Here is a 23,972-nt window from a genome sequence, read left to right as displayed (position 1 = left end):
TGGCGCGGCTCGTGGCGTGGGTGCATCGGTGGATAACCGCGAACGGTTATGCCTCACTCCCATCTATGAACAGACATTCGCCCCTTGAGTGGACCCGCGTTCATCCCTAAGGATGGTTGCCAGCCCCGCGGCCTTTGCCCCTAAGATGCCGCCTGAACCAGTCAGCAGGAGGCGACGATGAACTTTCCCGAACTCATCCAGGCGGTGCGCAATGCGCCCGGAAACGTGGTGATCCCGGCGCAGTGGGGCCAGGGGCGCGCCAGTTTCGGCGGCCTGGTGGCGGCCATGGCCTACGAGGCGATGGCGGCCGTCGCCGAAGCCGGGCGGCCGTTGCGCTCGCTGGCGGTGACCTTCGTCGGCCCGGTTGAGCCTGAGGTGCCGGTGAGTTTCGAGGCCGAGGTGCTGCGCGAGGGCAAGGCGGTCAGCCAGGTGTTCTGCCGGGCGCTGCAGAACGGCCAGGTGCTGACCCTGGCCCAGGCCAGCTTCGGCCTGCCGCGCGAATCGGTGGTGCAGGTCGAGGGGCTGCCCGCGCCGGCGTTCAAGGCGGTGGAGGAATGCCAGGAACTGCCTTTCATCCGCAAGCTGATGCCCGAGTTCACCCGGCATATCGCCATGCGCTGGGCGGTGGGCGACATGCCCTTTTCGTCGAGCGCTTCACGGGACATGGGCGGCTGGATGCGCTTTCGCGGCGACGGCGTGGGAGACGAGCCCATGGAGGTCAGCCACCTGCTGGCGCTGATCGACGCCTGGCCGCCGGCGACCCTACCGATGCTCAAGACACCGGCGCCGTCCAGCTCGCTGACCTGGACCATCGAGTTCGTCCAACCGCAGCCGGCGTTGCCGGCCAACGGCTGGTGCCAGTACCTGGCGACCATCGAGCACGCCCGCGACGGCTACGGGCACATCGCTGCCCAGTGCTGGACGGCGGACGGCCAACTGCTGGCGATCTCGCGGCAGACCGCGACCATCTTCGGCTAGGGCTCAGCGCCGGCGGTTGCGCCAGGCGCGCCACCAGGCGCCGCTGAGGACGAAGCGCGGGAAGGTGACGAACTGTTCGGCGAGCAGGCGGCCCACGGCGTCCTTGCGGTCGCTGAAGGGCTCGGGGGCCTGCTCCTCCAGCTTGTGCCCGCGGCCCTGGATGGCCAGCGCCGCGACCATGCCGATGATGCCCAGCAGGATGCTGCCCAGGCTCAGCTTGAACAGCCCGCCCAGCAGCACCAGGGCGGCAACGATGAACAGCGGCACCGCGACCAGGTGCAGGGCCAGGTTGGTCGGGTTGCGGTGGTTGGCGGCATAGCCCTGCCATTGCCAGGCGAACAGGTTGGGATGACGTTTGCCCATATGCGGACTCCTTTTCCGGTCTTGCCCGCTTTCACGGGCCTTTGCACGCAGTCTAGGTCCGCCGCGGGTGGGCGGCGAATGACTATCGCCTATGGTTGCGATAGCCGGAAACGACACGGCCCGGACAATGCCGGGCCGCGGAGGATCGGGCGCGCTACAGGCGCAGCTGGCGGATGGCCCGGCTCAGCTCGCCAGCCAGCTCGGCCAGCTCGTGGCTGGTGCCGGCCGAGTCCACCGTCTGCTGTACGGTCAGTTCGGTGACGTCGCGGATGCCCACCACCGAGCGCGTCATTTCCTCGGCCACCTGGCTCTGCTGCTCGGCGGCCACGGCGATCTGCGTATTGCTCTCGCGCATCAGCGCCACCGCCCCGGCGATGGCTGCCAGCGCCTCGCCGGCCTCCTGGGCCTGCTCGACGCAGCCGTCGGCCTTGATCGAGCTTTCCTGCATGAACTCCACGGCGTCGCGGGTGCCGGACTGCAGCGCGTTGATCATCTGGGTGATCTCGTCGGTGGAGTCCTGCACGCGCTTGGCCAGGTTGCGCACCTCGTCGGCCACCACGGCGAAGCCACGGCCCATCTCGCCGGCACGGGCGGCCTCGATGGCGGCGTTGAGGGCGAGCAGGTTGGTCTGCTCGGCGATGCCGTGGATGACGCTGACCACGCTGCTGATCTTCTGACTGTCCTCGGCCAGTTGCTGGATCATCTGCGCGGTTTGCTGCACGCCCTGGGACAGCCCGGCGATGGACTGGCCGACGCGGCCGACCACCTGCTGGCCGGCGCCGGCCAGGCGGTCGGCCTCCTGGGACTGGTCGCGGGTGTCGGCGGCGTGCTGGGCGATGTGGTGCACGGTGGTGGACATTTCGTTGATCGCGGTGGCGGCCTGGTCGGTCTCGCTCTGCTGGCCGAGCATGCCCTGGCGCACCTGGCCCATGCTCTGGGCGAGGCTGCGCGCGCCTTCGTCGAGGCGCCCGGCGGCCTGGGCCACGGTGCCGACCACGCGCTGGTAGCCGGCCTGCATGGCGTTGAAGGCGGTGGCCATCTGGCCCACTTCGTCGCGGCTGTCCAGCTGCACGCGGGTCGAGAGGTCGCCGCTGCGCTCGACATGGAGCATCACGTCGCGCAGCTTCAGCAGGTGGGTGAGTATGAAGCGGATCAGCAGCTGTGAGGCCGCCAGCAGGGCCATCATCAGCGCCAGCACCGCCCCGGCATAGGCCAGGGCGCGCTCGCTGAATACTTGCCAGAGGTCGGCCCCGGGGGCCAGCACCGCGATGCGCTGGCCGTCGCCGGCGTCCTGCACCCAGGCGCCGGCCAGCGGACCGAGGCGGCCGGAAGCGCCTTCCAGCTCGACCCAGCCATTGCCGCGGGCCAGCGCCTGGGTATCGACGCCCGGCAACTGCGGGGCGCTGCCGCTGGCGAAGCTCAGCAGGTTGTCGGCCGCGGGCAGCGCCGTGCCGGCCGGCCAGCCCTGCAGCAGCCGGGCCTGGGCCTCGGCGCCCTGGCGCGCCGTCTGGTTGCGCGCATCCACTTCCTGGTGCATGGCGAACAGCACGAGCAGCAGGGTGGTGAGGAAGGCGACCGCGTTCACGGCCCAGAACTTGTATTTCAGAGAGATATCGCGGATCCAGGCGCCCATGGGATGCTTCTTGTAGTGGGAATGATGGCTTTTGGCCTGCATTCTCGTTGAAGAGAAGAAGTCTGTCTTGATGGGGGTCAAGACAGCTTCGCCTCCCAGGTTAGCGTCGCTTCCCGGACATTCTTGAGGGGTATTCGTCAGCCTCGTTCGACAATTTCCGGCAGGCCGAAGAAGCGCCGGGCGCAAGCCGTGGTATGGGCGGCCAGGTCGTCTTCCGCTTCGCCGCGATGCAGGGCGGTGACGCGCAGCACCTCGGGGAGGAAGGCCGGCTCGTTCTGCCCGTGCCTGGGCTTCGGCCGCAGGCTGCGCGGCAGCAGGTAGGGCGCGTCGCTCTCCAGCATCAGGCGGCCGCGGGGGATTTCCCGCACCAGCTCCTGCAGGTGGGTACCGCGGCGCTCGTCGCAGATCCAGCCGGTGATGCCGATGTGCAGGTCGAGATCGAGATAGTTGTAGAGCGTGCGCCGCTCGCCGGTGAAACAATGCACCACGGCGGCCGGCAACCGGTCGCGGAAGCCCTTGAGGATGGCCAGCAGGCGCTCGCCGGCGTCGCGCTCGTGGATGAACACCGGGCGCTGCAGTTCCACGGCCAGGGCCAACTGTTCCTCGAAGGCCTTTTCCTGTTGCGGCCGCGGCGAGAAATCCCGATTGAAGTCAAGGCCGCATTCGCCCACCGCGCGTACCCTGTCCTCCGCCAGCAGGCCGCGCAGGACGGTGGCGCTGGCGCTGTTCCACTGCGAAGCATCGTGCGGGTGGACGCCGGCCGTGCAGAACAGCCGCTGGCCGCTTTGGTCGTGTTCGCGGCACAGGCGCAGGGCGGCTTCGCTCTCGTCGAGGCTGGTGCCGGTCAGCACCATCTGCGCCACGCCGGCGTCTATGGCCTGTTCTATGACCGCCGGCAGCCGGTTGGCGAAAGTCGGGTGGGTGAGGTTGACGCCAATGTCGATCAGTTGCATGGTTCACCGGGGTCTGAAGATGTTTGATCACGAACCGCGTTGCTGCGTCAAATGGCGCCAGGCTAGGCGCGGGACGCCGGGAATGGTGCCCCCTTGCCAAGTCCCGCAACGACGCATGGCGCCATTTGCCGCGCAACCCGAAGGGACGGGCCTGTTTTTGTGCGGTACGTCGTTACTCGTCGTTTATTTGGAATGACCAAACCGCTCTCCTCGCGCCTGGTCCCGCACAAAAACAGGCGCCGTCGCGGTCGTGATCAAACATCTTCAGACCCCTGTGGATTCGGGTGAGCAGCATAGCAGAATCCCCTGTTTTCTTAAGAAAGCCTTAAAAAACAGCCTGTTGAATGCACTTGTGAAAGTGCTTCGGGAATTTTGGATTGGCATCGATCTCCACCTGTGAGACGCTCGCGCCCCTTTTTCGAGGCCGGGAACTTGTGGAGGACGCCGGTTTCTCAGGACCGCCGGCGAATGACCACTCCTTGGAGACCTGGATGACGCGACTGTTGCTGCTCACTCTCTGCCTGCTGGCATGGCTGCCGCAGCCGGCCGCCGCGCGCCTGACCAGCCAGCCGGACAACTGGCAGCACGAGAGCGCCGGTACCCGCGACCTGGCCACCATCCGCGGCAGCGGCGTGCTGCGCGTGCTGGTCAACCAGAGCCGCAACAGCTCCGGCGAGATCAAGGGCGAGCCCATCGGCGTCGAGTACAATCGCCTGCGCGCCTTCGAGCAATACCTCAACGACAACGCCCCCGGGCGCAAGCCGCTTACCCTGAAGTTCATTCCCAAGGCCAAGGACCAGTTGCTGGCTGCGCTGCTGCGTGGCGAGGGCGACCTGGTCGCGCCCGGCGAGGTGCTGGTCGCCCGTGACGGCCAGGACGTCGCCGCCAGCCTGCCGTGGCGCCAGGAAGTGCCGCTGGTGCTGGTCTCGCGCCAGGGCAACAGGCGCTACGCGCGCCTGGAGCAACTGGCCGGCAAGCGCATCGCCCTGGCTCCCGGCAGCGCCGCCGGCGAGGCCATCGGGCAGGTCAACGAACGCCTCGCGCAACGCCGCCTGGCGCCCATCGGCATCGACTGGGTGGACCCGTCCCTGGCGGTGGAAGACGTGCTGGAGATGGTCCAGGCCGGCATCTACCCCTGCACCGTGGTGGAGCAGCCGATCGCCGAGCGCTGGGCCAAGGTGTTCAAGAAGCTCCGCATCGACCGCCACCTGGTGCTGGACAACCGCCAGAACATGACCTGGTACGTGCGCCGCGACGCCTCCATGCTGCACGCCAGCGTCGACCGCTTCCTCAAGGACTACCGCGCCCCGGCGGAGCAGGACGGCAATTTCCAGCGCCTCTACCGCCATGCCTACCAGGTGCGCAACCCGCTGGGGAAGGGCGACCGCAAGAAGCTGGAGGCGGTGCGCCCGACCCTGCAGCGCTTCGCCGAGCAGTACCGCCTCGACTGGCTGGCCCTGGCCGCGGTGGCCTACAAGGAATCCAACCTCACCCCGGGCGCCCGCGGCGCGTCCGGCGCCACCGGGCTGATGCAGGTCACCCCGGCGGCCGCGCGCAGCGTTGGGCTCAAGTCGGTGGAGGGCAAGGAGAACAACGTGCAGGCCGCCAGCAAGTACCTGGCCATGCTGCGCCGCGACTATTTCAACAGCCCGCGCATGGACGAGCACGAGCGCCTGGGCTTCATCCTCGCCGCCTACAACGTCGGCGCCGAGCGCGTCCAGGGCCTGCGCGCCCAGGCGCGCCGCCAGGGCCTGAACCCGGACCGCTGGTTCTTCCAGGTGGAGCGCGTGGCGGCCGAGGAAGTGGGCATGGGCGTGGTGAACTACGTCAGCAGCGTCAACAAGTACTATCTTGCCTATCAGCGGGAGCGCGATGGGTTGGAGTCCCGGCAGCGGGTAGCTTCCGTCCAGAAGTGATTTGATCGATTGGTTCGATATGTTTAAGCGTATTTTTGTGCTTTTTATATCGAATTGATGATTTATATTGCGCCTCAAGCAACGACGGTTGCCCCTACCCACTCCCTCTGCACAAGGATGCCCCATGAACGCTCTCGTCAAATCCGTCCTGTCCACCAACGCCGGCGCCGGCCTGGCCGTGCTGCGCATCACCACCGGCCTGACCTTCATGGCCCACGGTTCGCAGAAGCTCTTCGGCCTGTTCGGCGGTCCGGGCCTGTCGGGCATGGCCCAGTGGCTGGAATCCCTCGGCGTGACCCCCGGCTACCTGATGGCCACCCTGGCGGGTAGCGCGGAGTTCTTCGGCGGCCTGTTCCTGGTGCTCGGCCTGCTGGTGCGCCTGGCCAGCATCCCGCTGATCGTCGCCATGCTGGTGGCCGTGTTCAGCGTGCACATCGCCAATGGCTTCTTCATCACCAACAATGGCTTCGAGTACGCCTTCACCCTGATCATGATCAGCGTGGCGCTGCTCATCAGCGGCGCCGGCCCCTTCTCCCTGGACCGCAAGCTCTCCAGCTGAGCGATCCGGCAGCCATGAAAAAGGCGGATGCCCACCGGCATCCGCCTTTTTCCTTTGCTTTGCGCTTCAGCCCAGCAGGTGCTGCACGCCGCTGTTGATCAGGCCGCCGCCGACCAGCAGGAAGACGAACAGCCCGGCGCCCAGCAGCAGCGGTTTGGGACCTTCGCGGCGCAGGTCGCCGAGGCGGGTGGCCAGGCCGAGGGCGGCCATGGCCATGCCCAGCATGACGTCGTCCAGTTGCTGCAGCGGCGCCAGCCAGGCGTGCGGCACCAGGCCCAGCGAGCGCAGGCCGGTGACCAGCAGGAAGGCCACGGCGAAGCCGGGGACGTGCAGGCGGCGCCTGCCTTCGCCGGCCTCGTCGCTGGCGGCGAAGCGCCCCAGGCAGAGCAGGGCCGGGGCCAGCAGCAGCACGCGGAGCATCTTGCTGATCAGCGCGGCGTCGGCGGCGGCCGGGTCCATGGCGCGGCCGGCGGCGACCACCTGGGCCACCTCGTGGATGGTCGAGCCGCTGAAGATGCCGAAGGCCTTGGCGCTGCCGAACAGGTGCGGCAGGTGGGCGAACAGCAGCGGGTGCAGGAGCATGGCCAGGGTGCCGAACAGCACCACGGTGGCCACCGCCACGGCGGTGTGCTCGGCGCGGGCGCGCAGCACCGGGCTGCTCGCCATGACCGCGGCGGCGCCGCAGATGGCGCTGCCGGCGCCGATCAGCAGGGCGCTCTCGCGCGGCAGCCTGAGCCAGCGCACGCCGACCCAGGCGGCCACCAGCAGGGTGCTGGCGACCATCAGCACGTCGATCACCAGGGCCGCCGGGCCGAGCGCGGCGATGTCCTGGAAGGTCAGGCGCAGGCCGTAGAGCACCACGCCCAGGCGCAGCAGTTGCTGGCGCGACAGCTCGACGCCGGGACGCAGGCCGCCGAAGCGGGCCAGGCCGAGGTTGCCCAGCAGCAGGCCGAGGAGGATGGCCAGGGTCAGGCTGCCCAGGCCAAGGTGCTGGATGGCGGGGATGCGCACCAGCAGGCTGGCGGCGCCGGCGATCAGCAGGCAGAGCAGGGCGCCGGGGACCAGGTAGGGCGTGCGGCGCGGCAGGGTAGGCATGGCGGGCTCCTTGTGTAAGGTGCTGCCATGGTGCGCGGCGGGCGCTTAGTGTAAAAACGGATTGTTCTTATTGGATCAAACGGTTTTATCGATATGGGCCCGCGAATCACCCTGCGCCAGCTCGCCACCTTCACCGCCATCGCCGAACACGGCAACGTCACCCAGGCGGCCGCCGCCATCGCCCTCTCGCAGTCGGCGGCCAGCCAGGCCCTGCAGGAGCTGGAGCGCACCCTGCAGACGCGCCTGTTCGACCGCAGCGGCAAGCGCCTGGCGCTCAACGACAACGGCCGCGCCCTGTACCCCCGGGCCTGCGCGCTGCTGGCCCAGGGCGCCGAACTGGAGGCGCTGTTCCAGCATGCGCCGGTGCAACTGGCCCTGGGCGCCAGCCGCAGCATCGGCGGCTACCTGCTGCCGCAGGTGATGGCGGGGTTCCTCGCCGAGCTGCCGGACAGCCGCCTGCAGCTGCAGGTGGCCAACAGCCGCGAGATTCTCGCCGCGCTCTGCGAGTTCCGCCTGGACGTGGCCTACATCGAGGCGCCCATCCAGCATCCCCAGGTGCAGTTGCTGCCCTGGGTCGAGGACGAGCTGTTGCTGGTCGCCGCGCCCGACCACCCCCTGGCGCACCTGGCGCAGGTGAGCCCCGGGCAACTGGCGGCGACACGCTGGATCCTCCGCGAGGCCGGCTCCGGCACCCGGGTGACCTTCGAGCAGCAGGTGCTGCCGCGCCTGGGCAGCCTGGCGGCGCCGCTGGAGGTGAGCAATGCCGAGGCGATCAAGCACCTGGTGGCCAGCGGCGCGGGCATCAGCTGCCTGTCGCGGCGGGTGGTGGCGGACGAGCTGGCGCGCGGCGAGCTGGTGGCCCTGGACAACCCCCTGGGGCCGCTGCGGCGCACCTTCTTCCGCGCCCTGCACGTGGACAAGTACCCCACCGCGGGCCTGCGCCGCTTCCTCGATTTCGCCGAAGGCTGGGCGGCGCTCAATCGTTCCTGAGCGGCTCGCCGTCCAGCGGCCAGCGCCCGATGGCCCGGTAGTGCACGCCGTGGGGGCCGTTCTCCGAGCTGTACAGCACCAGCTCGCGGGCCGGCCAGGCGAACCGCGCCGTGGCCTCGGGCGCCCGGCGGCAGTGGCGGGCGAGGGTCAGGTGCGGGCGGAAGGGCCGGCGTTCGGTCTCGAAGCCGCCGACCTGCAGGGCGTCCTGCAGGGCCTGGACCAGGCTGGGCAGCGCCGGCGGAATGTTCGTCGGCGCCAGGTGCAGGATGCCGTTGCGCCAGCGTTCCAGGCGGTCCAGGAAGAGTTCGAAGGGCGTGCGCGGCAGGCCCGCGCCCAGGGCCAGCAGCTCGGCCTTGCGGGCCCGCGGCACTGCGCCGAGGAAGGCCAGGGTGAGGTGCAGGTTGGCCGCCGTCACCGGCTGGCCGTCTATGGCCAGGCCGTCGCGCCAGGCGGCCAGGGGCGCACGGATGTCTTCCGGGCAGGGCAGGGCGAAGAACAGGCGCAGGGGTGGGGTGCTCATCGGGGCTCTCTCGTTGGCCGGAAGTCGCCTTGACAGTATCGCCGGGGCTTCTCTAGGATGCCGCACAGCGCCGATTTAAGTAGCAACTTGCGGGGCGCTGATGCCCCTGGGGCATCGAAATACCGCTAAAGCGCTGGTTCGGTGTGCCTCTCGCCGCGTCCAGCAGGACCCCAGAGGCGGAGACATGACACCATGACCTGTCCCAATCCCCAGGTGCGCCTGGCCCCCATCACCACCGGCCTGTTGCGGCGCAACCCGCGCATCCTCCTGTGCGGCCACCACCAGCCCACCCTGGTCCGCTACCTCGAAGGCTGGCCGAAGCGCTGGCAGGGCTCGCGCACCTTCCTCATCCAGTTCGCCGCCGACCTCGCGGAAATCGCCCGTTTCCCCCGCGATCATTTCGACTTCGCCGTGGTCCAGTCGCCGCGCGCCGAGGAACTGCAGCCGCTGGTCCACGAGCTGACCCGCGTCGCCCGCCAGGGGCTGATCACCCGCCGGCCGCCGGCGTTCTGAGGCCGCGATAGCCGGAACCACCAGCGCGGTTCGCGGATGAGATCCGCTCCTACGCTGCCCCGCCCACGCCATTCCCATGTAGGAGCGCGCCCTGCGCGCGATTCGCGGGCAGGGCCCGCTCCTACAGTCTGCCGGGAGGTACGGCATTTCCCTGTAGGAGCGGACCTTGTTCGCGATTGCGCCGGCAGGCGCTGTGCGGGGCCTCGCTCAGGGATAGTCGATCTCGACCACGAACCAGAGCTTCTCGCCCGCCGGCGTGCGCACCAGCACCTCGGCGTCCAGCTCCTTGCCCACCAGGGCGCGGGCCAGGGGCGAGTCGATGCTGATCTGGTTGCTGCGCAGGTCCAGCTCGTCCGGCCCGACGATGCGGTAGCGGGCCTGTTCGCCGTCCTCGTCCTCCAGCGTCACCCAGGCGCCGAAGTAGACCTTGTTCGGGTCGCCCGGGCGGTCGCGCACCACCTTGAGGTTCTCCAGGCGCTTGCGCAGGAAGCGCACGCGGCTGTCGATCTCGCGCAGCATCTTCTTGCCGTAGATGTACTCGGCGTTCTCCGAGCGGTCGCCGAGCGCGGCCGCCTCGCTCACCGCCTGGGTCACCTGGGGCCGGCGCACGTTCCACAGTTCGTGCAGCTCGGCGCGCAGGCGCGCCTCGCCTTCGGGGGTGATCAGCGGGGTTCCGGCGGTGCGGGGCGGGCGATAACGGCTCATGGGGTTCCGGCTGCGGCTGGGCAAGCCCTGGAGTCTATCAGCCTTCGCGCAGCAGGCGCAGCGGGCTCAGGGTCAGCGCCCGGCGCGTGCCGAACAGCCCGGCGCCGCCCACCAGCAGCGCGCCCAGCAGCGGCAGGCCGAACAGCCAGGGGTGCGGCCGCCAGGGCAACTGGAACACCAGGCTGTAGAGCAGGTAGCTGATCAGCTCGCAGCCCAGGGCCGCCAGCACGCCGCTCACCGCGCCGAGCAGGGCGAACTCGCTGCGCCGGGTGCGCTGCAGCAGTTCGCGCTCGGCGCCCAGGGCACGCAGCAGGGCGCCCTGGCGCAGGCGCTCGTCGAGGGTGGCCTGCAGGCCGGCGAAGAGCACCACGAAGCCGGCGGCGAGGACGAACACCAGCACGTATTCCACCGCCAGGGTGACCTGGTCGAGGATGCTGCGCAGCTGGCCCAGCAGCACGTCCACCGGCAGCAGGGTGACGGTGGGGAAGGCGCGGGCCAGTTCGATGGCGCTGCGCTGGTCGCTGGCGGGCAGGTAGAAGCTGGTCAGGTAGGTCACCGGCAGGTCGGCGAGGGTGCCGGGCTGGAAGACCATGAAGAAGTTCGGCTGGAAGTTGTCCCACTTCACCGAGCGCAGGCTCTGCACCTGCACCTCGCGGGTCTGCCCGGCGACGCTGAAGCCCAGGCGGTCGCCCAGCTTGATGCCGAGGTTGCCGGCGAGCTTTTCCTCCACCGAGACGCCGGGCAGCCCGCCCGCCGCGGCGTCGCCCCACCAGCGCCCGGCCACCAACTGGTTGCCGGCGGGCAACTGCTGCGACCAGGTCAGGCCGAGGTCGCGCTGCAGGGCGCGCTCGCTGCGCACGTCCTCGCTGAGCGCCTGCACCGGCTGGCCGTTCACCGCCACCAGGCGGCCGGGGACCATGGGGAAGAGCCCTTCGGCGTTGGGCGAGACCTTGCGCACGCGGGCCTCGAAGGCGTCCTTCTCGGCCGGCAGGATGTTCAGGGCGAAGTAGTTGGGCGCGTTGGCCGGCAACTGGGCGTGCCAGGTGTCCAGCAGCTCGCCGCGCAGCAGGGCGATCAGCGCCATGGCCAGCAGGATCAGGCCGAAGGCCAGGCTCTGCCCGGCGGCGGCCAGCGGGTGGCGCAGCAGCTGGCCCAGGCCCAGGCGCCAGGGCAGGCTGGCGCGCGCGAGCAGGCGGCGCAGGCCGTTCAGGGCGAGCAGCAACAGGCCGCCGAGCAGGGCCGCGGCGACCACCCCGCCGCCCAGCAGGGCCAGGGTCAGGCGCAGGTCCAGGCTCAGCCGCCACATGATCAGGCCCAGGGCCAGCAGCGCGCAGCCGTAGGCCAGCCAGCTGCGCATGGGCACCGGCAGCAGGTCGCTGCGCAGCACCCGCAGCGGCGGCACCCGGCCCAGGGCGGCCAATGGCGGCAGGGCGAAGCCGGCGAGGGCGACCAGGCCGGTGGCGACGCCGGCCAGCGCCGGCACCGGCCCGGCCGGCGGAATCTGCGGCGGCAGCAGGTCGCCCAGCAGGGTCACCAGGCCGAGCTGCGCCAGGTAGCCGAGCAGCGCGCCCAGCAGGCTGGCGGCCAGGCCCAGGCTGAACAGCTGCAGCCCATAGAGAAGCAGGGCCTCGCGACGGCTCAGGCCCAGGCAGCGGAGCAGGGCGCTGGCGTCGAAGCGGCGGGCGGCGAAGCGGTTGGCCGAGAGCGCCACCGCCACGCCGGCGAGGAGGATGGCCGCCAGGCTGGCCAGGTTCAGGTAGCGCTCGGCGCGTTCCAGGGCGTCGCCGATCTGGCGGTTGCCGTGGTGCGCGTCGAGCAGCCGCTGGTTCGCCGCCAGCCCCGGCTCCACCGCGCGGCGGTAGGCCTGGAGGGCTTCGCCGTCGCCTTCCCAGAGGTCGCGGTAGCGCACCCGGCTGCCGGGCTGGACCACGCCGGTGGCGTCCAGGTCGCGCAGGTTCATCAGCACCCGCGGGGTGAGGCTGTAGAAGTCGCCGGCGCGGTCCGGCTCGTAGGTCAGCACGCGGGCGATGCGCAGGCCCTGGCGGCCGATCTCGATGCTGTCGCCGACCTTCAGGTCGAGGCTGGTGAGCAGGCGCGCCTCCACCCACACCTCGCCGGGCTGCGGGCGCCCGCCGGCCTGCTCTGGCTCCAGGGGCGCGGCAGCGCTCTTCAGCTCGCCGCGCAGGGGGTAGCTGTCGTCCACCGCCTTGACGCTGCTCAGCTGGATGCCCTGGTCGGTGGCGATGACGCTGGAGAACTCGACGCTGTAGGCGTGCCTCAGGCCCAGGCGGTTGCCGCTGTCGACCTGCTGCGGCGCGGCCGGCTGGGTGCCGCTCAGGACCAGGTCGGCGCCGAGGAATTCCGAGGCGCGCACCAGCATGGCGCCGTTCAGCCGCGCGCTGAAGTAGCCGATGGCGGAGCTGGCGGCCACCGCCACCAGCAGGGCGAAGAAGAGCACGCGCAGTTCGCCGCTGCTCCATTCGCGCAGCAGTTGGCGCAGGGCCAGGCCGAACAGGCGCGGCAGCGGCAGCGATTTCATCGGCTCAGGGCTCCGCGTGGTCGATCAGGTGGCCGCTTTCCAGGCGGATGTGCCGTTGGCAGCGGTGCGCCAGGCGTTCGTCGTGGGTGACCAGGACCAGGGTGGTGCGGCGCTCGCGGTTGAGCTCGAAGAGCAGGTCGCTGATGCGCTCGCCGGTGGCGCTGTCGAGGTTGCCGGTGGGCTCGTCGGCGAACAGCACGTCGGGCTCGGCGGCGAAGGCGCGGGCGATGGCGACGCGCTGCTGCTCGCCGCCGGAGAGCTGGCGCGGGTAGTGGCTCAGGCGCTGGCCCAGGCCGACGCGCTCGAGCAGGACCCGGGCGCGCTCGCGGGCGTCGCCGCGGCCTTCCAGCTCCAGGGGCAGCATCACGTTCTCCAGCGCGTCGAGGCTGTCGAGCAGCTGGAACGACTGGAAGACGAAGCCGACATGGGCGGCGCGCACCCGCGCGCGCTGGTCCTCGTCCAGCTCCGCCAGGCGGTGCCCGGCCAGTTCGACGCTGCCGCCGCTGGGCTGGTCCAGCCCGGCCAGCAGGCCGAGCAGGGTGGACTTGCCGGAGCCGGAGCTGCCGACGATGGCCAGGCTGTCGCCGCGCTGCAGGGCCAGGGAGAGGTCGTGGAGGATGGTCAGCTCGCCTTCCGCGCTGGGGACGACCTTGCTAAGGTTGCGCGCGGTGAGAATGCTTTCGCTCATGGAGGGTCCGATGCGTGCATGGCTATCGAGCGTCTGCCTGGCGTTGCTGCTGGTCGCCCAGCAAGCCGCGGCGCAGACGCTGCTGGTCGTCGGCGATAGTATCAGCGCCGGTTTGGGGGTGGATACCGGCCGCGGCTGGGTCAGCCTGCTGGAGCAGCGGCTGAAGGACGAGGGTTTCGACTACCGGGTGGTCAACGCCTCGGTCAGCGGCGACACCAGCGCCGGCGGCCTGGCGCGCCTGCCGGCGCTGCTTTCCGGGGAGAAGCCGAGCGTCGTGGTGATCGAGCTGGGCGGCAACGACGGCCTGCGCGGGCAGGCGCCGCAACAATTGCAACAGAATCTTGCTTCGATGGTCGCGGCCTCGCGCCAGGCCGGGGCCAGGGTGCTGCTGCTGGGCATGCGCCTGCCGCCCAACTATGGCGAACGCTATACCCAGGCCTTCGCCCGGGTGTTCCAGCAGGTCGCCGAGCAGGGCAAGGTGCCGCTGGTGCCGTTCTTCCTCGACGGCGTGGGCGGCGTGCCGCAGATGATGCAGGCGGACGGCATCCACCCGGCGCTGGCGGCGCAACCGCGCCTGCTGGAGAACGTCTGGCCGCAGCTCAAGCCGCTGCTCTGATCGCCGGGCCGTCGGAAGGCTTCCCCGCGCGGGGGCTTTCCGCTATGTTTGCGCACCCTTCAGGAGCCGCCATGTCCCGCCCCGCCTGGACCCTCTTCGCCTACCAACTGATCGAACCCGATTCCCAGCTCGATCTGTTCGCCTGCCGCGAGGTGCGCGTGCATCTCGTCGCCCGGCAGCTGGAGCTGGGCTCCCCCGCGGACCGCACCCTGTGCGGCGGCCTGTTGCCGGCGCAGCCGCTCTGGCGCGAGGCCCGGCGGCCGCAGCTGCGCGACCGGCGGCTGTGCCCGGAATGCCTGAAACGCCTGGAACAGGAAAAGCGCGGGCAACGATTTTCCTGGATGTTGTGAACTCTCCCGGAAATCAGGGTCTGAGTGGTACACTAACGCCCCCTCTGTCAACTGTGCTCTCGCCAAGGATCTCCGGATGTTGTCGCGTGTTATCGCCGCCTGCTCGCTGTCTTTTGCCGCGCTGCTCTCGGCCGGCCCCGTTTCCGCCCTCGAGCTGCCGATGCCGGCGCCCGGCGAGGATATCGTCGGCCAGGTGCAGGTCATCAAGGCCAAGTACGAAGACACCTTCGCCGACCTCGGCCAGACCTATGACCTGGGCTACCAGGAGATGCTCGCCGCCAACCCGGGCGTCGACGCCTGGCTGCCCGGCGTGGGCACCGAGGTCATCATCCCGACCCGCTTCATCCTGCCGCCGGGCCCGCGCGAAGGCATCGTGATCAACATCGCCGAGTACCGCCTGTACTACTTCCCCAAAGGCAAGAACGTGGTCTACACCTACCCGCTGGGTATCGGCCGCGAGGGCTGGGGCTCGCCCATCGCCCACACCAGCATCGTCGCCAAGACCAAGGACCCGGCCTGGTACCCGCCGGCGTCGATCCGCGCCGAGCACGCCGCCGACGGCGACCCGCTGCCGACCGTGGTGCCGCCGGGCCCGGACAACCCGCTGGGCCCGTACAAGATGTCGCTGGGCGTTCCCGGCTACCTGATCCACGGCTCGAACAAGAAGTTCGGCATCGGCACCCGCACCAGCCACGGTTGCTTCCGCATGTACAACGGCGACGTGACCGAGCTCTTCCCCATGGTGCCGGTGGGCACTTCGGTGCGCATCATCAACGAGCCGTACAAGTTCGGCCGCAGCGAAGGCAAGATCTACCTGGAGGCGCATACGCCGATCGACGACCATGGCAACCCTTCGGTCGTGGACAAGCACACCGCGGTGATCAACGCGCTGCTCAAGCGTGAAGACATCGCCAACCAGATGCAGATGGACTGGAACGTGGTGCGCGAAGTGGTGGCGGCCGAAGACGGCCTGCCGGTGGCCATCGCCCAGCCGCAGCAGCCCGGTACCTCGGTGGCCGCCAGCGAGAACACGACGGTGCAGATGCCCTGACGCCCGGGGCCTGCCGCAGGAGCCCGCCGACCGCAAGGTCCGCGGGCTTTTTGCTGCCCGTGGGAAACGCCGGGCAATAAAAAAGCCGACCTCGAGAGGTCGGCTTTTCGAACAGATCCGAGGATCTATTACTTGCGGCTGGCTTTGTCCAGCATGCGCAGGGCGCGCTCGTTAGCCTCGTCAGCGGTCTGCTGGGCTTTCTGAGCAGCGGCCAGAGCTTCGTCAGCGTGACGGTAGGCTTCGTCGGCGCGGGCTTGGGCACGGGCAGCGGCGTCTTCAGTAGCGGTCAGACGGGCTTCGGTTTCTTTCGAGTGGCTGCTGCAACCGGTGGCCAGAACAGCAGCCAGAGCCAGAGCAGAGAATTTCAGAACGTTGTTCATCGTGTTCCCCTTAAGGTGGACATTTCCATTAAAGCAATTCCCCATGGGACTGGGAAATTAGCCGGACTACATAGTACTCATTACTTGTAGTAAGTAAACTGACCGAACGCAAGTAGGGCACTTTTTTTTCATGCTACGCGGGGTTGAACTCTTATTACCCCCGCATGTTGTGCAAAAAATGTGCAGATACGCCCGACTGCCCTACAGTGGGGCTGTTGCAATGTCGTGAAGCACAGGCCAAGTGTTCGAGTATAGCGCCCCGAACTAATGCTAATTCGCGATAGGACGAAAGTCTGGTGGGAACTAATGGCGAGTAACTGTGGTCGCCAATTGCCGGTGCATTGGATGCAACCGGCCGGAATGAAAAAGCCCGGCTAACTTCATCAGTCAGCCGGGCTTTTGATCTGGCGGTGAGGGAGGGATTCGAACCCTCGATACGGTTTCCCGTATACACACTTTCCAGGCGTGCTCCTTCAACCGCTCGGACACCTCACCAGGGTTTCGACAGCGCGTCGTCTGTCGAGGCGCGCACTTTACTCAAAGGTTTTCCCAAACGCAAATGTTTTTTCAACGGATTCATCGGCTTAAGGTGATCGAGGGGAAACCGTGGCGGCCCGCCTTGTTAAACTGGCGGCTTCCTTCGAAAGGCGAGTGCGATGGCGAGCTGGGATCTCTTCTGCTGCGTGGTGGACAACTACGGCGACATCGGCGTGACCTGGCGCCTGGCCCGCCAGCTCGCCGGCGAGCATGGCCAGGCGGTGCGCCTGTGGGTGGACGACCTCAAGGCGTTCGCGCGGCTGTGCCCCGGGGCCGACCCGGCGCTGCCCAGCCAGCGCCTGGCGGGCGTCGAGGTCCGCCACTGGCCGGCGCTGTGGGAGGACACGCCGGCCGCCGACGTGGTCATCGAGGCGTTCGCCTGCCCGTTGCCGCCGGCCTACGTGGAGGCCATGCGCGGGCGCGCCGTGCCGCCGCTGTGGCTGAACCTGGAATACCTGAGCGCCGAGGACTGGGTGGCCTCCTGCCACGGCCTGCCTTCGCTGCAGGCCAACGGCCTGCAGAAGTATTTCTATTTTCCCGGCTTCCAGGCTGGCGCCGGTGGTTTGCTGCGCGAGGCGGGGTTGCTGGAGCGGCGCCGGGCGTTCCAGGCGGATGACGCCTGCCGGCGGAGGTTCCTGGCCAGCCTCGACGTGGAGGTGGAGGATGAGGAATGCCTGATTTCCCTGTTCGCCTACGAGAACCCGGCGCTGGCGTCCTGGCTGGATGCGCTGGCGCAGGGGCCGCGACCCACGCTGCTGCTGGTGCCGGAAGGGCGCGTGCTGGGCGATGTCGCCGCCTGGCTGGGCCTGCCCGGGCTGGCGCCGGGCGACCGCCACCGGCGCGCTGGCCTGCGGCTGCAGGTACTGCCGTTCGTCCGCCAGGAGGACTACGACCTGCTGCTGTGGAGCTGCGATGTCAACGCGGTGCGCGGCGAGGATTCCTTCGTCCGCGCGCTCTGGGCGGGGCGGCCGTTCGTCTGGCACATCTACGAGCAGGAGGAGGGCGTGCACCTGGAGAAGCTGGACGCCTTCCTCTCTCTATACAGCGAAGGCATGGAGCCTGGCCTCGAGGCTGCCCTGTTGGCCTACTGGCACGCCTGGAACGGCCTCGGCGACGCGGCGACGGCCTGGATGGGGCTGCAGCAGCGGGCCGGAGCCTGGCGGGAATGGGCGCTGCGCTGGAGCGAAAAGCATGCCGCACAGCCGGATCTCGCCGCGGGGCTGGTGCGTTTTTATACAAATTGGCTATGATACGTCCCCTGTTTTTTGTCTCCAATCCAAATCGGATATTCGTATGAAAACCGCTCAAGAGTTCCGCGCAGGCCAGGTTGCCAACATCAACGGCGCCCCCTGGGTCATCCAGAAGGCCGAGTTCAACAAGTCCGGCCGTAACAGCGCCGTCGTCAAGATGAAGCTGAAGAACCTGCTGACCGGCGCCGGCACCGAGACCGTGTTCAAGGCCGATGACAAGCTGGAACCGATCATCCTCGACCGCAAGGAAGTGACCTACTCCTACTTCGCGGACCCGCTGTACGTCTTCATGGACAACGAGTTCAACCAGTACGAGATCGAGAAGGGCGACCTGGAAGGCGTGCTGACCTTCATCGAAGACGGCATGACCGACGTCTGCGAAGCGGTTTTCTACAACGACAAGGTGATCTCCGTCGAACTGCCGACCACCATCGTTCGTGAAATCGTCTACACCGAGCCGGCCGTCCGCGGCGACACTTCCGGCAAGGTCATGAAGACCGCCCGCCTGAAGAACGGTGCCGAGCTGCAGGTTTCCGCGTTCTGCGAAATCGGCGACTCCATCGAGATCGATACCCGCACCGGCGAGTACAAGTCCCGCGTCAAGGCCTGAGCCTTCGCGTGATGTGAAAGAGCCCGGCAGATGCCGGGCCTTTTCGTTTCTGGCGCAGGTTATTTCAGGTGCACCTTCAGCTCCTCGCCGGCCTGGCGCATGGCGGCTTGCACGGCGGGCACCTTGGCCAGCGGGTTGAGCAGGCCGTAGTCGTGGATCATGCCGTTATAGCGCACGGCGGTGACGGCCACGCCGGCGGCGTCCAGCTTGCGGGCGTAGGCTTCGCCTTCGTCGCGCAGCACGTCGAACTCGGCGGTCTGCACCAGTGCCGGCGGCAGGCCCTTCAGTTGCTCGGTGCTGGCGCGCAGCGGCGAGGCGTAGATTTCGGCGCGCTGCTTGGCGTCGGTGGTGTAGCTGTCCCAGAACCACTGCATCATTGGCTTGGTGAGGAAGTGCCCCTGGGCGAACCGGTTGTACGAGGCCGTTTCGAAGCTGGCGTCGGTCACCGGCCACAGCAGGGCCTGGAAGCGCAGCTTCGGCGTGCCCTTGTCCTTGGCCATCAGTGCGACCACCGCGGCCATGTTGCCGCCGACGCTGTTGCCGGCCACCGCCAGGCGCGAGCCGTCGACGTCCAGTTCCTTGCCGTGCTCGGCCACCCACTTCGTGGCGGCGTAGGCCTGGTTGATGGCCACCGGGTAATGGGCCTCGGGGGAGGGCGTGTAGTCGACGTACACCGCCACCGCACCGGAGCTGACCACCAGGTCGCGGATCAGCCGGGCGTGGGTCGGGTAGTCGCCCAGCACCCAGCCGCCGCCGTGGAAGAACATGAAGGCGGGCAGGCTGCCCTTGGCGCCCGCCGGGCGGACGATGGTCAGCCTGATGCGCTGGCCGTCGGCCTGGATGGTCTTCTCGCTGACCTGGGTGCCGGAAAGGTCGACCTTCACCGAGGCCTGGGCGCCGCTCAGTACCGCTCGGGCGTCTTTCGGCGACAGGGTTTCCAGGGGCTTGCCGCCGCCGGCCTGCAGGGCTTCGAGGAAGGCCTGGGTGTCGTGCTGCACGCCGGGGCTGCCGGCGGCGAAGGCGTTGCCGATGGCCAGGGCGAGCAGGCCGCCGGCGAGGGTTTTGCTGAGCGCTTTCATGTTCGGGGTCTCCTTGGGCTGGGTGGGGTCAGACGGCGACGTTCAGGCGGACTTCGATGTTGCCGCGGGTGGCGTTGGAGTACGGGCAGACCTGGTGGGCCGCGGCCACCAGTTCCTCGGCGATGGCGCGCTCCAGGCCCGGCAGGGCAATGTTCAGCTCCACTTCCAGGCCGAAGCCGCCGGGGATCTGGCCGATGCCGACCTTGCCGGTGATGGAGGCGTCGGCGGGCAGCTGACGCTTGCTCTGGCTGGCGACGAATTTCAGTGCGCCGATGAAGCAGGCCGAGTAGCCGGCGGCGAAGAGCTGTTCGGGGTTGGTCGCGGCGCCGCCCTGGCCGCCCAGTTCGCGCGGGGTGGTCAGTTTCACGTCGAGGTTGCCGTCGGAGGAAACGGCGCGGCCGTCGCGGCCTCCGGTGGCGGTGGCAGTGGCGGTGTAGAGGGCTTTGATGGTTTGCATGGCGGTGTCTCCAGATGTAAGTTTGTTCGTTAAAATTTTGCGCGCTAAGTAAGTGCGTGAGACAGAAATTAGTCCTGAGTTATCTTGCGCGCAAGGTATTTATTGGAAGAATTCGCGATAAGAGAACTTGATGTAGGGAATAAGTCTCTAGTCCGAGCCTTGCAGGCTGTCGCGCAGGTCCACCAGTTCGTTCTTCAGCCTGCCCAGTTCTTCGAGGGACAGGCCGCTGGCGGTGAGGATGCAGGCCGGGATGCTCTCGGCCTGCTGGCGCAGCTCCCGGCCCTTGTCGGTCAGGCGCAGCTCGACCACCCGCTCGTCGCTGGCGCTGCGCTTGCGGGTGATCAGGCCTTCGCCTTCCAGGCGCTTGAGCAGCGGGGTGAGGGAGCCGGGGTCGGTGAGCATGCGCGCGCTGATCTCGCCGACGGTGATGCCGTCCCGCTCCCAGAGCACCAGCATGGCGATGTACTGCGGGTAGGTCAGGCCCAGTTCCTGGAGCAGGGGCTTGTAGACCTTGGTCATCTGCAGCGAGGTGGAATAGAGGGCGAAGCACAGCTGGTTGTCGAGCTTGAGCGATTCGCAGGCGTCCTTGGGTTGGCTCATGACGGGCCTCCGAATAGATGATTGCGCCTTAATTTAGCGCGCTGGCTATTTTTTCGCCAGTTCGTCGCTCGCCAGGTGCCCGGCGAGGGCGCTGTCCCAGGGCGGCGGGAAGCCGAAGCGTTCGACGAGGAAGGCCAGCAGCCGCTGGCTGCGCGGGTGGGTGCCGCGTTCCAGGCGCAGGGCGTGGATGCCGCCCGGCTCGGGCTCCGGCAGGCCCTGCTCGCAGAACAGTGCCTGCAGCTCGCCGCGCACCAGGTATTCGCTGCACAGCCAGGTCGGCAGGTGGGCCAGGCCGAGCCCCTGCAAGGCGCCTTCGACCAGGGTTTCCGCATTGTTGGCGGTCAGCCGCAGGCGCCGCGGGCGCAGGTGCTGCAGGCGCCCGTCGACGGCGAAGCGCCAGGCCAGCGGCGGGGCCAGGCCTTCCCAGTCCAGGCCGACGTGCCCGGGTAGCTGCAGCGGCGAGGCCGGCCGGCCGTGGCGGGCCAGGTAGTCGGCGCTGGCGCAGACGATGCGGCGCATGGGCGCCAGCGGCGTGGCCACCAGGCGGCTGTCCGGCAACGGGCCGATGCGCAGCACCAGGTCGACCTGGCCGAGGTTGTCGCCCTGCAGGTCGGTGAAGCTGTCGATCAGGCGCAGTTGCACGTCCAGGCCGGGGTTGGCCTTGAGGAAGTCGGCCAGGGCCGGCGCCAGGTGGCGGCGGCCGAAGGGCACGGGCGCGTCGATGCGGATCAGGCCCTCGGGCGCGGTGCTCAGCGATACCGCTTCGGCGCGGGCCTGGCGCAGTTCCTCGACGATGCGCCGGGCCCGCTCGGCGAACGCCAGGCCGGCCGGGGTGGCACGCACCAGGTGGGTGCTGCGGGCCAGCAGGGGGCTGCCCAGGCCGCGCTCGAGGGCGTCCATGCGCCGCGCCACCGCCGAGGGGGTGAGCTGGCGCAGGCGCGCGGCGGCGGAAAAGCTGCCGCTGTCGAGCACGTCGAGGAACAGGTCCAGCTGGTCTTCCAGGGTGCTGGGGGTCATGGCGGCTGCCTTTGCAGAAAACGCCAAGCCATTGTGCTCGGCTTTGCGTTTCCCATCCAGCGGCGGTCTTCTAGCATGGCGCCGAAAGGTAGGAGGTAGCGATGCTGGACATGGGCTTGGACTTTCTTCTGGGGCTGGTCCTGGGTTGCCTGGGTGGGCTGTTCGGGATCGGCGGCGGGCTGCTGGCGATCCCGGCGCTGGGCGTGCTGTTCGGCCTCGACCAGCAACTGGCGCAGGGCACGGCCCTGGTGATGGTGGTGCCCAACGTGCTGCTGGCGCTGCGCCGTTACCACCAGCGCAACCGCATCGATCCCGGCCCGGCGGCGGTGCTGGCGGTGACCGGCCTGCTCTGCGCCTTCCTCGCCTCCAGCCTGGCGTTGCGCATCGACGCGGCGCACATGCGCACGGCCTTCGTGGTGTTCCTGCTGGCCCTGGCCGGCTACCTGCTGCTGCGCCAGCGCGGCGAGGCGCAACCGCGGGAGGCCGCGCCGGGGCTGCCCTGGTTCGCCGCACTGGGCCTGGGGGCGGGTTCCCTGGGCGGGCTGTTCGGGGTGGGCGGCGGCGTGCTGGCCACGCCGGTGCTGACCTCGCTGTTCGGCTTCAGCCAGGTGGTGGCCCAGGGGCTGGCCCTGGCATTGGCGGCGCCGAGCACGGCGGTGGCGCTGGGCACCTATGCGCTGCACGGCCATGTCGACTGGCGCATGGGCGCCTGTCTCGCGGCCGGCGGCCTGCTGAGCATCTCCTGGGGCGTGAGGCTGGCCCACGCGCTGCCCGAGCGCGCCCTGCGCTTCGCCTTCGGCCTGTTCCTGGTGGCCTGCGCGCTGCTCCTGCTGCGCCAGTGAGGCGGCTCAGGCGGCGGCGAAGCCTTCGACGATGTAGTCGGCCAGCTTGTCGGTGACCGGCGACTGCCGCGGCGGGTTGCGCAGCAGCACGATGCTCGCCGAGGGCAGGGCCGGCAGGCCTTCCTCCTCGCCGATGATGCGCAGGTTGCCGGTGAGCAGGCTGCGCAGCTGGGCGGTGACCGCCAGGCCCGCGCTGGCCACGGCGAACAGCGCCGAGAGGCTGGGGCTGCTGTAGGCGATGCGGTAGTCGATCTCCATCGCTTCCAGGGCATTGCAGGCCCAGGCGCGGCAGAAGCAACTGGTGTTGAACATCGCCAGCGGCAGCGGGCGCTGCTCCTGCGGGCAGAAGCTTTCCGCGGCCATCCAGACGAAGGGCTCCTGGCGCAGCAGCTGGCCGATCTCGGTGCCCGGCTCGCGGGTGACGATGGTCAGGTCCAGGTCCTTGCGGGTGAGCAACTGCGAGGAGCTCTCGCAGTGCACTTCCACCTGCACCAGCGGGTAGGCCTGGGCGAAGCGCGAGAGGATGTCCGGGAGGAAGCGCATCACGTAGTCGTCCGGCGTGCCGATGCGCACCGCGCCGACCATGTGCGGCTGGCGCAGGGTGTTGAACACCTCGCCCTGCAGCCGCAGGATGCGCCGCGCGTAGCCCAGCAGCACCTGGCCCTCGGGCGTCAGGCGCACCTGGCGGCCGTCGCGTTCGAACAGGGTGCGTTCCAGCACGTCGTCCTCCAGGCGCTTCATCTGCATGCTCACCGCCGACTGGGTGCGGTTGACCACTTCGGCGGCGCGGGTGAAACCACCGTGGTCGGCGATGGCGACGAAGGTGCGCAGCAGTTCGCTGTCGATGCTGGGGAAGCTGCTCATTCATCAAACTCCGAGATGGGATGCATAAGAATGATTCGTTGGATTGATCTTATGCCCGGCGCGAGACTGGTGCCAACCCCACAGGGAGGACGGCACGATGAAAGCGCAATTCGGTTTCGTGATGGCACCCTCGGTGCTTACCCGGCGGCACTCCGCCGCTGTCTTCTGGCATGGCCTGCTGGGCCGCATCCGCCGCTGGCGGGAGCTGGCGCGGCAGCGCGAACAGCTGGCCAGCCTCAGTGACGCGGCGCTCAAGGACATCGGCCTGAGCCGCGCGGACATTCTCCAGGAAGCGGAGAAACCCTTCTGGATCGACCATCTGCGTCGCTGAACCCCCCCGCCTGACGTGCACAAGGAAAGGCCCATGTCGCAACCCTACCACCTGGCCCAGGTCAACATCGCCCGGGCCAGGGCCCCGCTCGATCACCCGCTGATGCGGGATTTCGTCGACCAGCTGGCGCCGGTCAACGCCCTGGCCGAGGCCAGCCCTGGCTTCGTCTGGCGCTTGCAGGACGAGGCGGGCGACGCCACCGGCGTCCAGGCCTTCGACGACCCGCGGATCATCGTCAACCTGTCGCTGTGGGAGTCCCTGGAGGCCCTGCGCGACTACGTCTATGGCGGCGAGCACCTCGCCGTGCTGCGTCGGCGCCGGGACTGGATGGAGAAGCTGCCGGGGCCGAGCCTGGCGCTCTGGTGGCTGCCGGCCGGGCAATTGCCGAGCCTGGCCCAGGCCCGCGCGGCCCTGCGCAGCCTGGCCGAAAGGGGGCCGAGCGCCGAGGCCTTCAGCATCGCCCGGCCGTTCCCCACGCCCGGCATGGAAGCCCTGCCGGCCTGATGTCGGCGCTGGCGGCTTCGGCGTAGGATCGA

Annotated in this window: 27 protein-coding genes and 1 tRNA gene; 13 read left to right on the top strand and 15 right to left on the bottom strand. The window is 68.9% G+C overall.

Features of this window, described 5'->3' with window-relative positions:
- Positions 1-177 precede the first annotated feature (177 nt).
- Positions 178-978, top strand: a complete 801-nt coding sequence (locus CHC02_RS12150) for an acyl-CoA thioesterase (RefSeq protein WP_089391716.1) — start codon at positions 178-180, stop codon at positions 976-978.
- Between the two features lie 3 nt (positions 979-981).
- Here CHC02_RS12150 and CHC02_RS12145 read toward each other — a convergent pair whose 3' ends face one another.
- The 3 genes from CHC02_RS12145 to CHC02_RS12135 all read right to left on the bottom strand — a co-directional run bounded on the left by CHC02_RS12145 (position 982) and on the right by CHC02_RS12135 (position 3,927).
- Positions 982-1,341 (bottom strand): Mpo1-like protein, encoded by a 360-nt coding sequence (locus tag CHC02_RS12145; protein ID WP_089391715.1) that lies wholly within the window; start codon positions 1,339-1,341, stop codon positions 982-984.
- 154 nt (positions 1,342-1,495) lie between these two features.
- Positions 1,496-2,974, bottom strand: a complete 1,479-nt coding sequence (locus CHC02_RS12140) for a methyl-accepting chemotaxis protein (protein ID WP_089391714.1) — start codon at positions 2,972-2,974, stop codon at positions 1,496-1,498.
- A gap of 137 nt (positions 2,975-3,111) precedes the next feature.
- Complete coding sequence (locus CHC02_RS12135; RefSeq protein ID WP_089391713.1) at positions 3,112-3,927, bottom strand: TatD family hydrolase; 816 nt, start codon at positions 3,925-3,927, stop codon at positions 3,112-3,114.
- Positions 3,928-4,418: 491 nt separating this feature from the next.
- Here CHC02_RS12135 and CHC02_RS12130 point away from each other — a divergent pair, with 491 nt between their 5' ends.
- Both CHC02_RS12130 and CHC02_RS12125 read left to right on the top strand, forming a co-directional pair.
- The gene (locus tag CHC02_RS12130; protein WP_089391712.1) at positions 4,419-5,843 is read left to right on the top strand and encodes an MltF family protein; all 1,425 of its coding nucleotides are present in this window, start codon (positions 4,419-4,421) and stop codon (positions 5,841-5,843) included.
- Positions 5,844-5,967: 124 nt separating this feature from the next.
- Positions 5,968-6,402, top strand: coding sequence for a DoxX family protein (locus tag CHC02_RS12125; protein ID WP_089391711.1), 435 nt, complete (start codon positions 5,968-5,970; stop codon positions 6,400-6,402).
- A 66-nt stretch (positions 6,403-6,468) separates the two neighbouring features.
- Here CHC02_RS12125 and CHC02_RS12120 read toward each other — a convergent pair whose 3' ends face one another.
- Positions 6,469-7,497 carry a YeiH family protein gene (locus CHC02_RS12120; RefSeq protein WP_089391710.1) on the bottom strand — a complete coding sequence of 343 codons (1,029 nt, stop codon included), beginning with the start codon at positions 7,495-7,497 and terminating at the stop codon, positions 6,469-6,471.
- A 93-nt stretch (positions 7,498-7,590) separates the two neighbouring features.
- Here CHC02_RS12120 and CHC02_RS12115 point away from each other — a divergent pair, with 93 nt between their 5' ends.
- The gene (locus CHC02_RS12115; RefSeq protein ID WP_089391709.1) at positions 7,591-8,487 is read left to right on the top strand and encodes a LysR family transcriptional regulator; all 897 of its coding nucleotides are present in this window, start codon (positions 7,591-7,593) and stop codon (positions 8,485-8,487) included.
- Here CHC02_RS12115 and thpR read toward each other — a convergent pair.
- Positions 8,474-9,007 (bottom strand): RNA 2',3'-cyclic phosphodiesterase, encoded by a 534-nt coding sequence (thpR, locus tag CHC02_RS12110; protein ID WP_089391708.1) that lies wholly within the window; start codon positions 9,005-9,007, stop codon positions 8,474-8,476. The genes CHC02_RS12115 and thpR overlap by 14 nt on opposite strands.
- Before the next feature lie 192 nt (positions 9,008-9,199).
- On the opposite strand from thpR, the gene CHC02_RS12105 reads away from it, so the two are divergent.
- Entirely contained in the window at positions 9,200-9,520 is a 321-nt protein-coding gene (locus tag CHC02_RS12105; RefSeq protein ID WP_089391707.1) for a hypothetical protein, read from the top strand.
- Between the two features lie 207 nt (positions 9,521-9,727).
- On the opposite strand, the gene greB is transcribed toward CHC02_RS12105, so the two are convergent.
- Genes greB through CHC02_RS12090 form a run of 3 tightly spaced genes read right to left on the bottom strand, consistent with a single transcriptional unit; the run spans position 9,728 to position 13,452 of the window.
- Positions 9,728-10,225, bottom strand: a complete 498-nt coding sequence (greB, locus tag CHC02_RS12100; RefSeq protein WP_089391706.1) for a transcription elongation factor GreB — start codon at positions 10,223-10,225, stop codon at positions 9,728-9,730.
- Between the two features lie 37 nt (positions 10,226-10,262).
- Complete coding sequence (locus CHC02_RS12095) at positions 10,263-12,755, bottom strand: ABC transporter permease (RefSeq protein ID WP_089391748.1); 2,493 nt, start codon at positions 12,753-12,755, stop codon at positions 10,263-10,265.
- 13 nt (positions 12,756-12,768) lie between these two features.
- Complete coding sequence (locus tag CHC02_RS12090; protein ID WP_089391705.1) at positions 12,769-13,452, bottom strand: ABC transporter ATP-binding protein; 684 nt, start codon at positions 13,450-13,452, stop codon at positions 12,769-12,771.
- Positions 13,453-13,462: 10 nt separating this feature from the next.
- On the opposite strand from CHC02_RS12090, the gene CHC02_RS12085 reads away from it, so the two are divergent.
- From CHC02_RS12085 to CHC02_RS12075, 3 genes are all read left to right on the top strand, one after another.
- Positions 13,463-14,068: an arylesterase gene (locus CHC02_RS12085; RefSeq protein WP_089391704.1), complete on the top strand. Its 606-nt coding sequence runs from the start codon at positions 13,463-13,465 to the stop codon at positions 14,066-14,068.
- Positions 14,069-14,139: 71 nt separating this feature from the next.
- Positions 14,140-14,418: a hypothetical protein gene (locus tag CHC02_RS12080; RefSeq protein WP_089391703.1), complete on the top strand. Its 279-nt coding sequence runs from the start codon at positions 14,140-14,142 to the stop codon at positions 14,416-14,418.
- 76 nt (positions 14,419-14,494) lie between these two features.
- Positions 14,495-15,469 (top strand): L,D-transpeptidase family protein, encoded by a 975-nt coding sequence (locus CHC02_RS12075; protein WP_089391702.1) that lies wholly within the window; start codon positions 14,495-14,497, stop codon positions 15,467-15,469.
- A 128-nt stretch (positions 15,470-15,597) separates the two neighbouring features.
- On the opposite strand, the gene oprI is transcribed toward CHC02_RS12075, so the two are convergent.
- The gene (gene oprI / locus CHC02_RS12070; protein WP_024128796.1) at positions 15,598-15,849 is read right to left on the bottom strand and encodes an outer membrane lipoprotei OprI; all 252 of its coding nucleotides are present in this window, start codon (positions 15,847-15,849) and stop codon (positions 15,598-15,600) included.
- 405 nt (positions 15,850-16,254) lie between these two features.
- Positions 16,255-16,344, bottom strand: a tRNA-Ser gene (locus tag CHC02_RS12065).
- Positions 16,345-16,505: 161 nt separating this feature from the next.
- On the opposite strand from CHC02_RS12065, the gene earP reads away from it, so the two are divergent.
- Positions 16,506-17,636 carry an elongation factor P maturation arginine rhamnosyltransferase EarP gene (gene earP, locus CHC02_RS12060; RefSeq protein ID WP_089391701.1) on the top strand — a complete coding sequence of 377 codons (1,131 nt, stop codon included), beginning with the start codon at positions 16,506-16,508 and terminating at the stop codon, positions 17,634-17,636.
- Positions 17,637-17,679: 43 nt separating this feature from the next.
- Positions 17,680-18,246 (top strand): elongation factor P, encoded by a 567-nt coding sequence (efp, locus tag CHC02_RS12055; protein WP_009623501.1) that lies wholly within the window; start codon positions 17,680-17,682, stop codon positions 18,244-18,246.
- A gap of 59 nt (positions 18,247-18,305) precedes the next feature.
- On the opposite strand, the gene CHC02_RS12050 is transcribed toward efp, so the two are convergent.
- The 4 genes from CHC02_RS12050 to CHC02_RS12035 form a co-directional block, all read right to left on the bottom strand.
- Positions 18,306-19,325 (bottom strand): alpha/beta hydrolase, encoded by a 1,020-nt coding sequence (locus CHC02_RS12050; protein ID WP_089391700.1) that lies wholly within the window; start codon positions 19,323-19,325, stop codon positions 18,306-18,308.
- Positions 19,326-19,353: 28 nt separating this feature from the next.
- Positions 19,354-19,782 carry an organic hydroperoxide resistance protein gene (locus tag CHC02_RS12045; protein WP_089391699.1) on the bottom strand — a complete coding sequence of 143 codons (429 nt, stop codon included), beginning with the start codon at positions 19,780-19,782 and terminating at the stop codon, positions 19,354-19,356.
- 147 nt (positions 19,783-19,929) lie between these two features.
- Positions 19,930-20,382 (bottom strand): MarR family winged helix-turn-helix transcriptional regulator, encoded by a 453-nt coding sequence (locus tag CHC02_RS12040; RefSeq protein ID WP_089391698.1) that lies wholly within the window; start codon positions 20,380-20,382, stop codon positions 19,930-19,932.
- A gap of 45 nt (positions 20,383-20,427) precedes the next feature.
- Positions 20,428-21,399 (bottom strand): LysR family transcriptional regulator, encoded by a 972-nt coding sequence (locus tag CHC02_RS12035; protein ID WP_089391697.1) that lies wholly within the window; start codon positions 21,397-21,399, stop codon positions 20,428-20,430.
- A 101-nt stretch (positions 21,400-21,500) separates the two neighbouring features.
- Here CHC02_RS12035 and CHC02_RS12030 point away from each other — a divergent pair, with 101 nt between their 5' ends.
- On the top strand, positions 21,501-22,241 hold the full coding sequence (locus CHC02_RS12030) for a sulfite exporter TauE/SafE family protein (protein ID WP_089391696.1): 741 nt from the start codon (positions 21,501-21,503) through the stop codon (positions 22,239-22,241).
- 6 nt (positions 22,242-22,247) lie between these two features.
- Here the strand turns inward: CHC02_RS12030 and CHC02_RS12025 are convergent, their stop codons facing one another.
- The gene (locus CHC02_RS12025; RefSeq protein WP_089391695.1) at positions 22,248-23,105 is read right to left on the bottom strand and encodes a LysR substrate-binding domain-containing protein; all 858 of its coding nucleotides are present in this window, start codon (positions 23,103-23,105) and stop codon (positions 22,248-22,250) included.
- A 97-nt stretch (positions 23,106-23,202) separates the two neighbouring features.
- Between CHC02_RS12025 and CHC02_RS12020 the strand changes: the two genes are divergently transcribed.
- Both CHC02_RS12020 and CHC02_RS12015 read left to right on the top strand, forming a co-directional pair.
- Positions 23,203-23,436: a DUF1127 domain-containing protein gene (locus CHC02_RS12020; RefSeq protein ID WP_089391694.1), complete on the top strand. Its 234-nt coding sequence runs from the start codon at positions 23,203-23,205 to the stop codon at positions 23,434-23,436.
- Positions 23,437-23,469: 33 nt separating this feature from the next.
- Positions 23,470-23,940, top strand: coding sequence for a DUF3291 domain-containing protein (locus CHC02_RS12015; RefSeq protein ID WP_089391693.1), 471 nt, complete (start codon positions 23,470-23,472; stop codon positions 23,938-23,940).
- Positions 23,941-23,972: the final 32 nt, after the last annotated feature.

Source organism: Pseudomonas delhiensis (assembly GCF_900187975.1).
In the GTDB taxonomy this organism is placed as follows: Bacteria; Pseudomonadota; Gammaproteobacteria; order Pseudomonadales; family Pseudomonadaceae; genus Pseudomonas; species Pseudomonas delhiensis.
The sequence above is the reverse complement of the archived record's forward strand: the minus strand, read 5'-3'. Positions and strand labels throughout refer to the sequence as shown.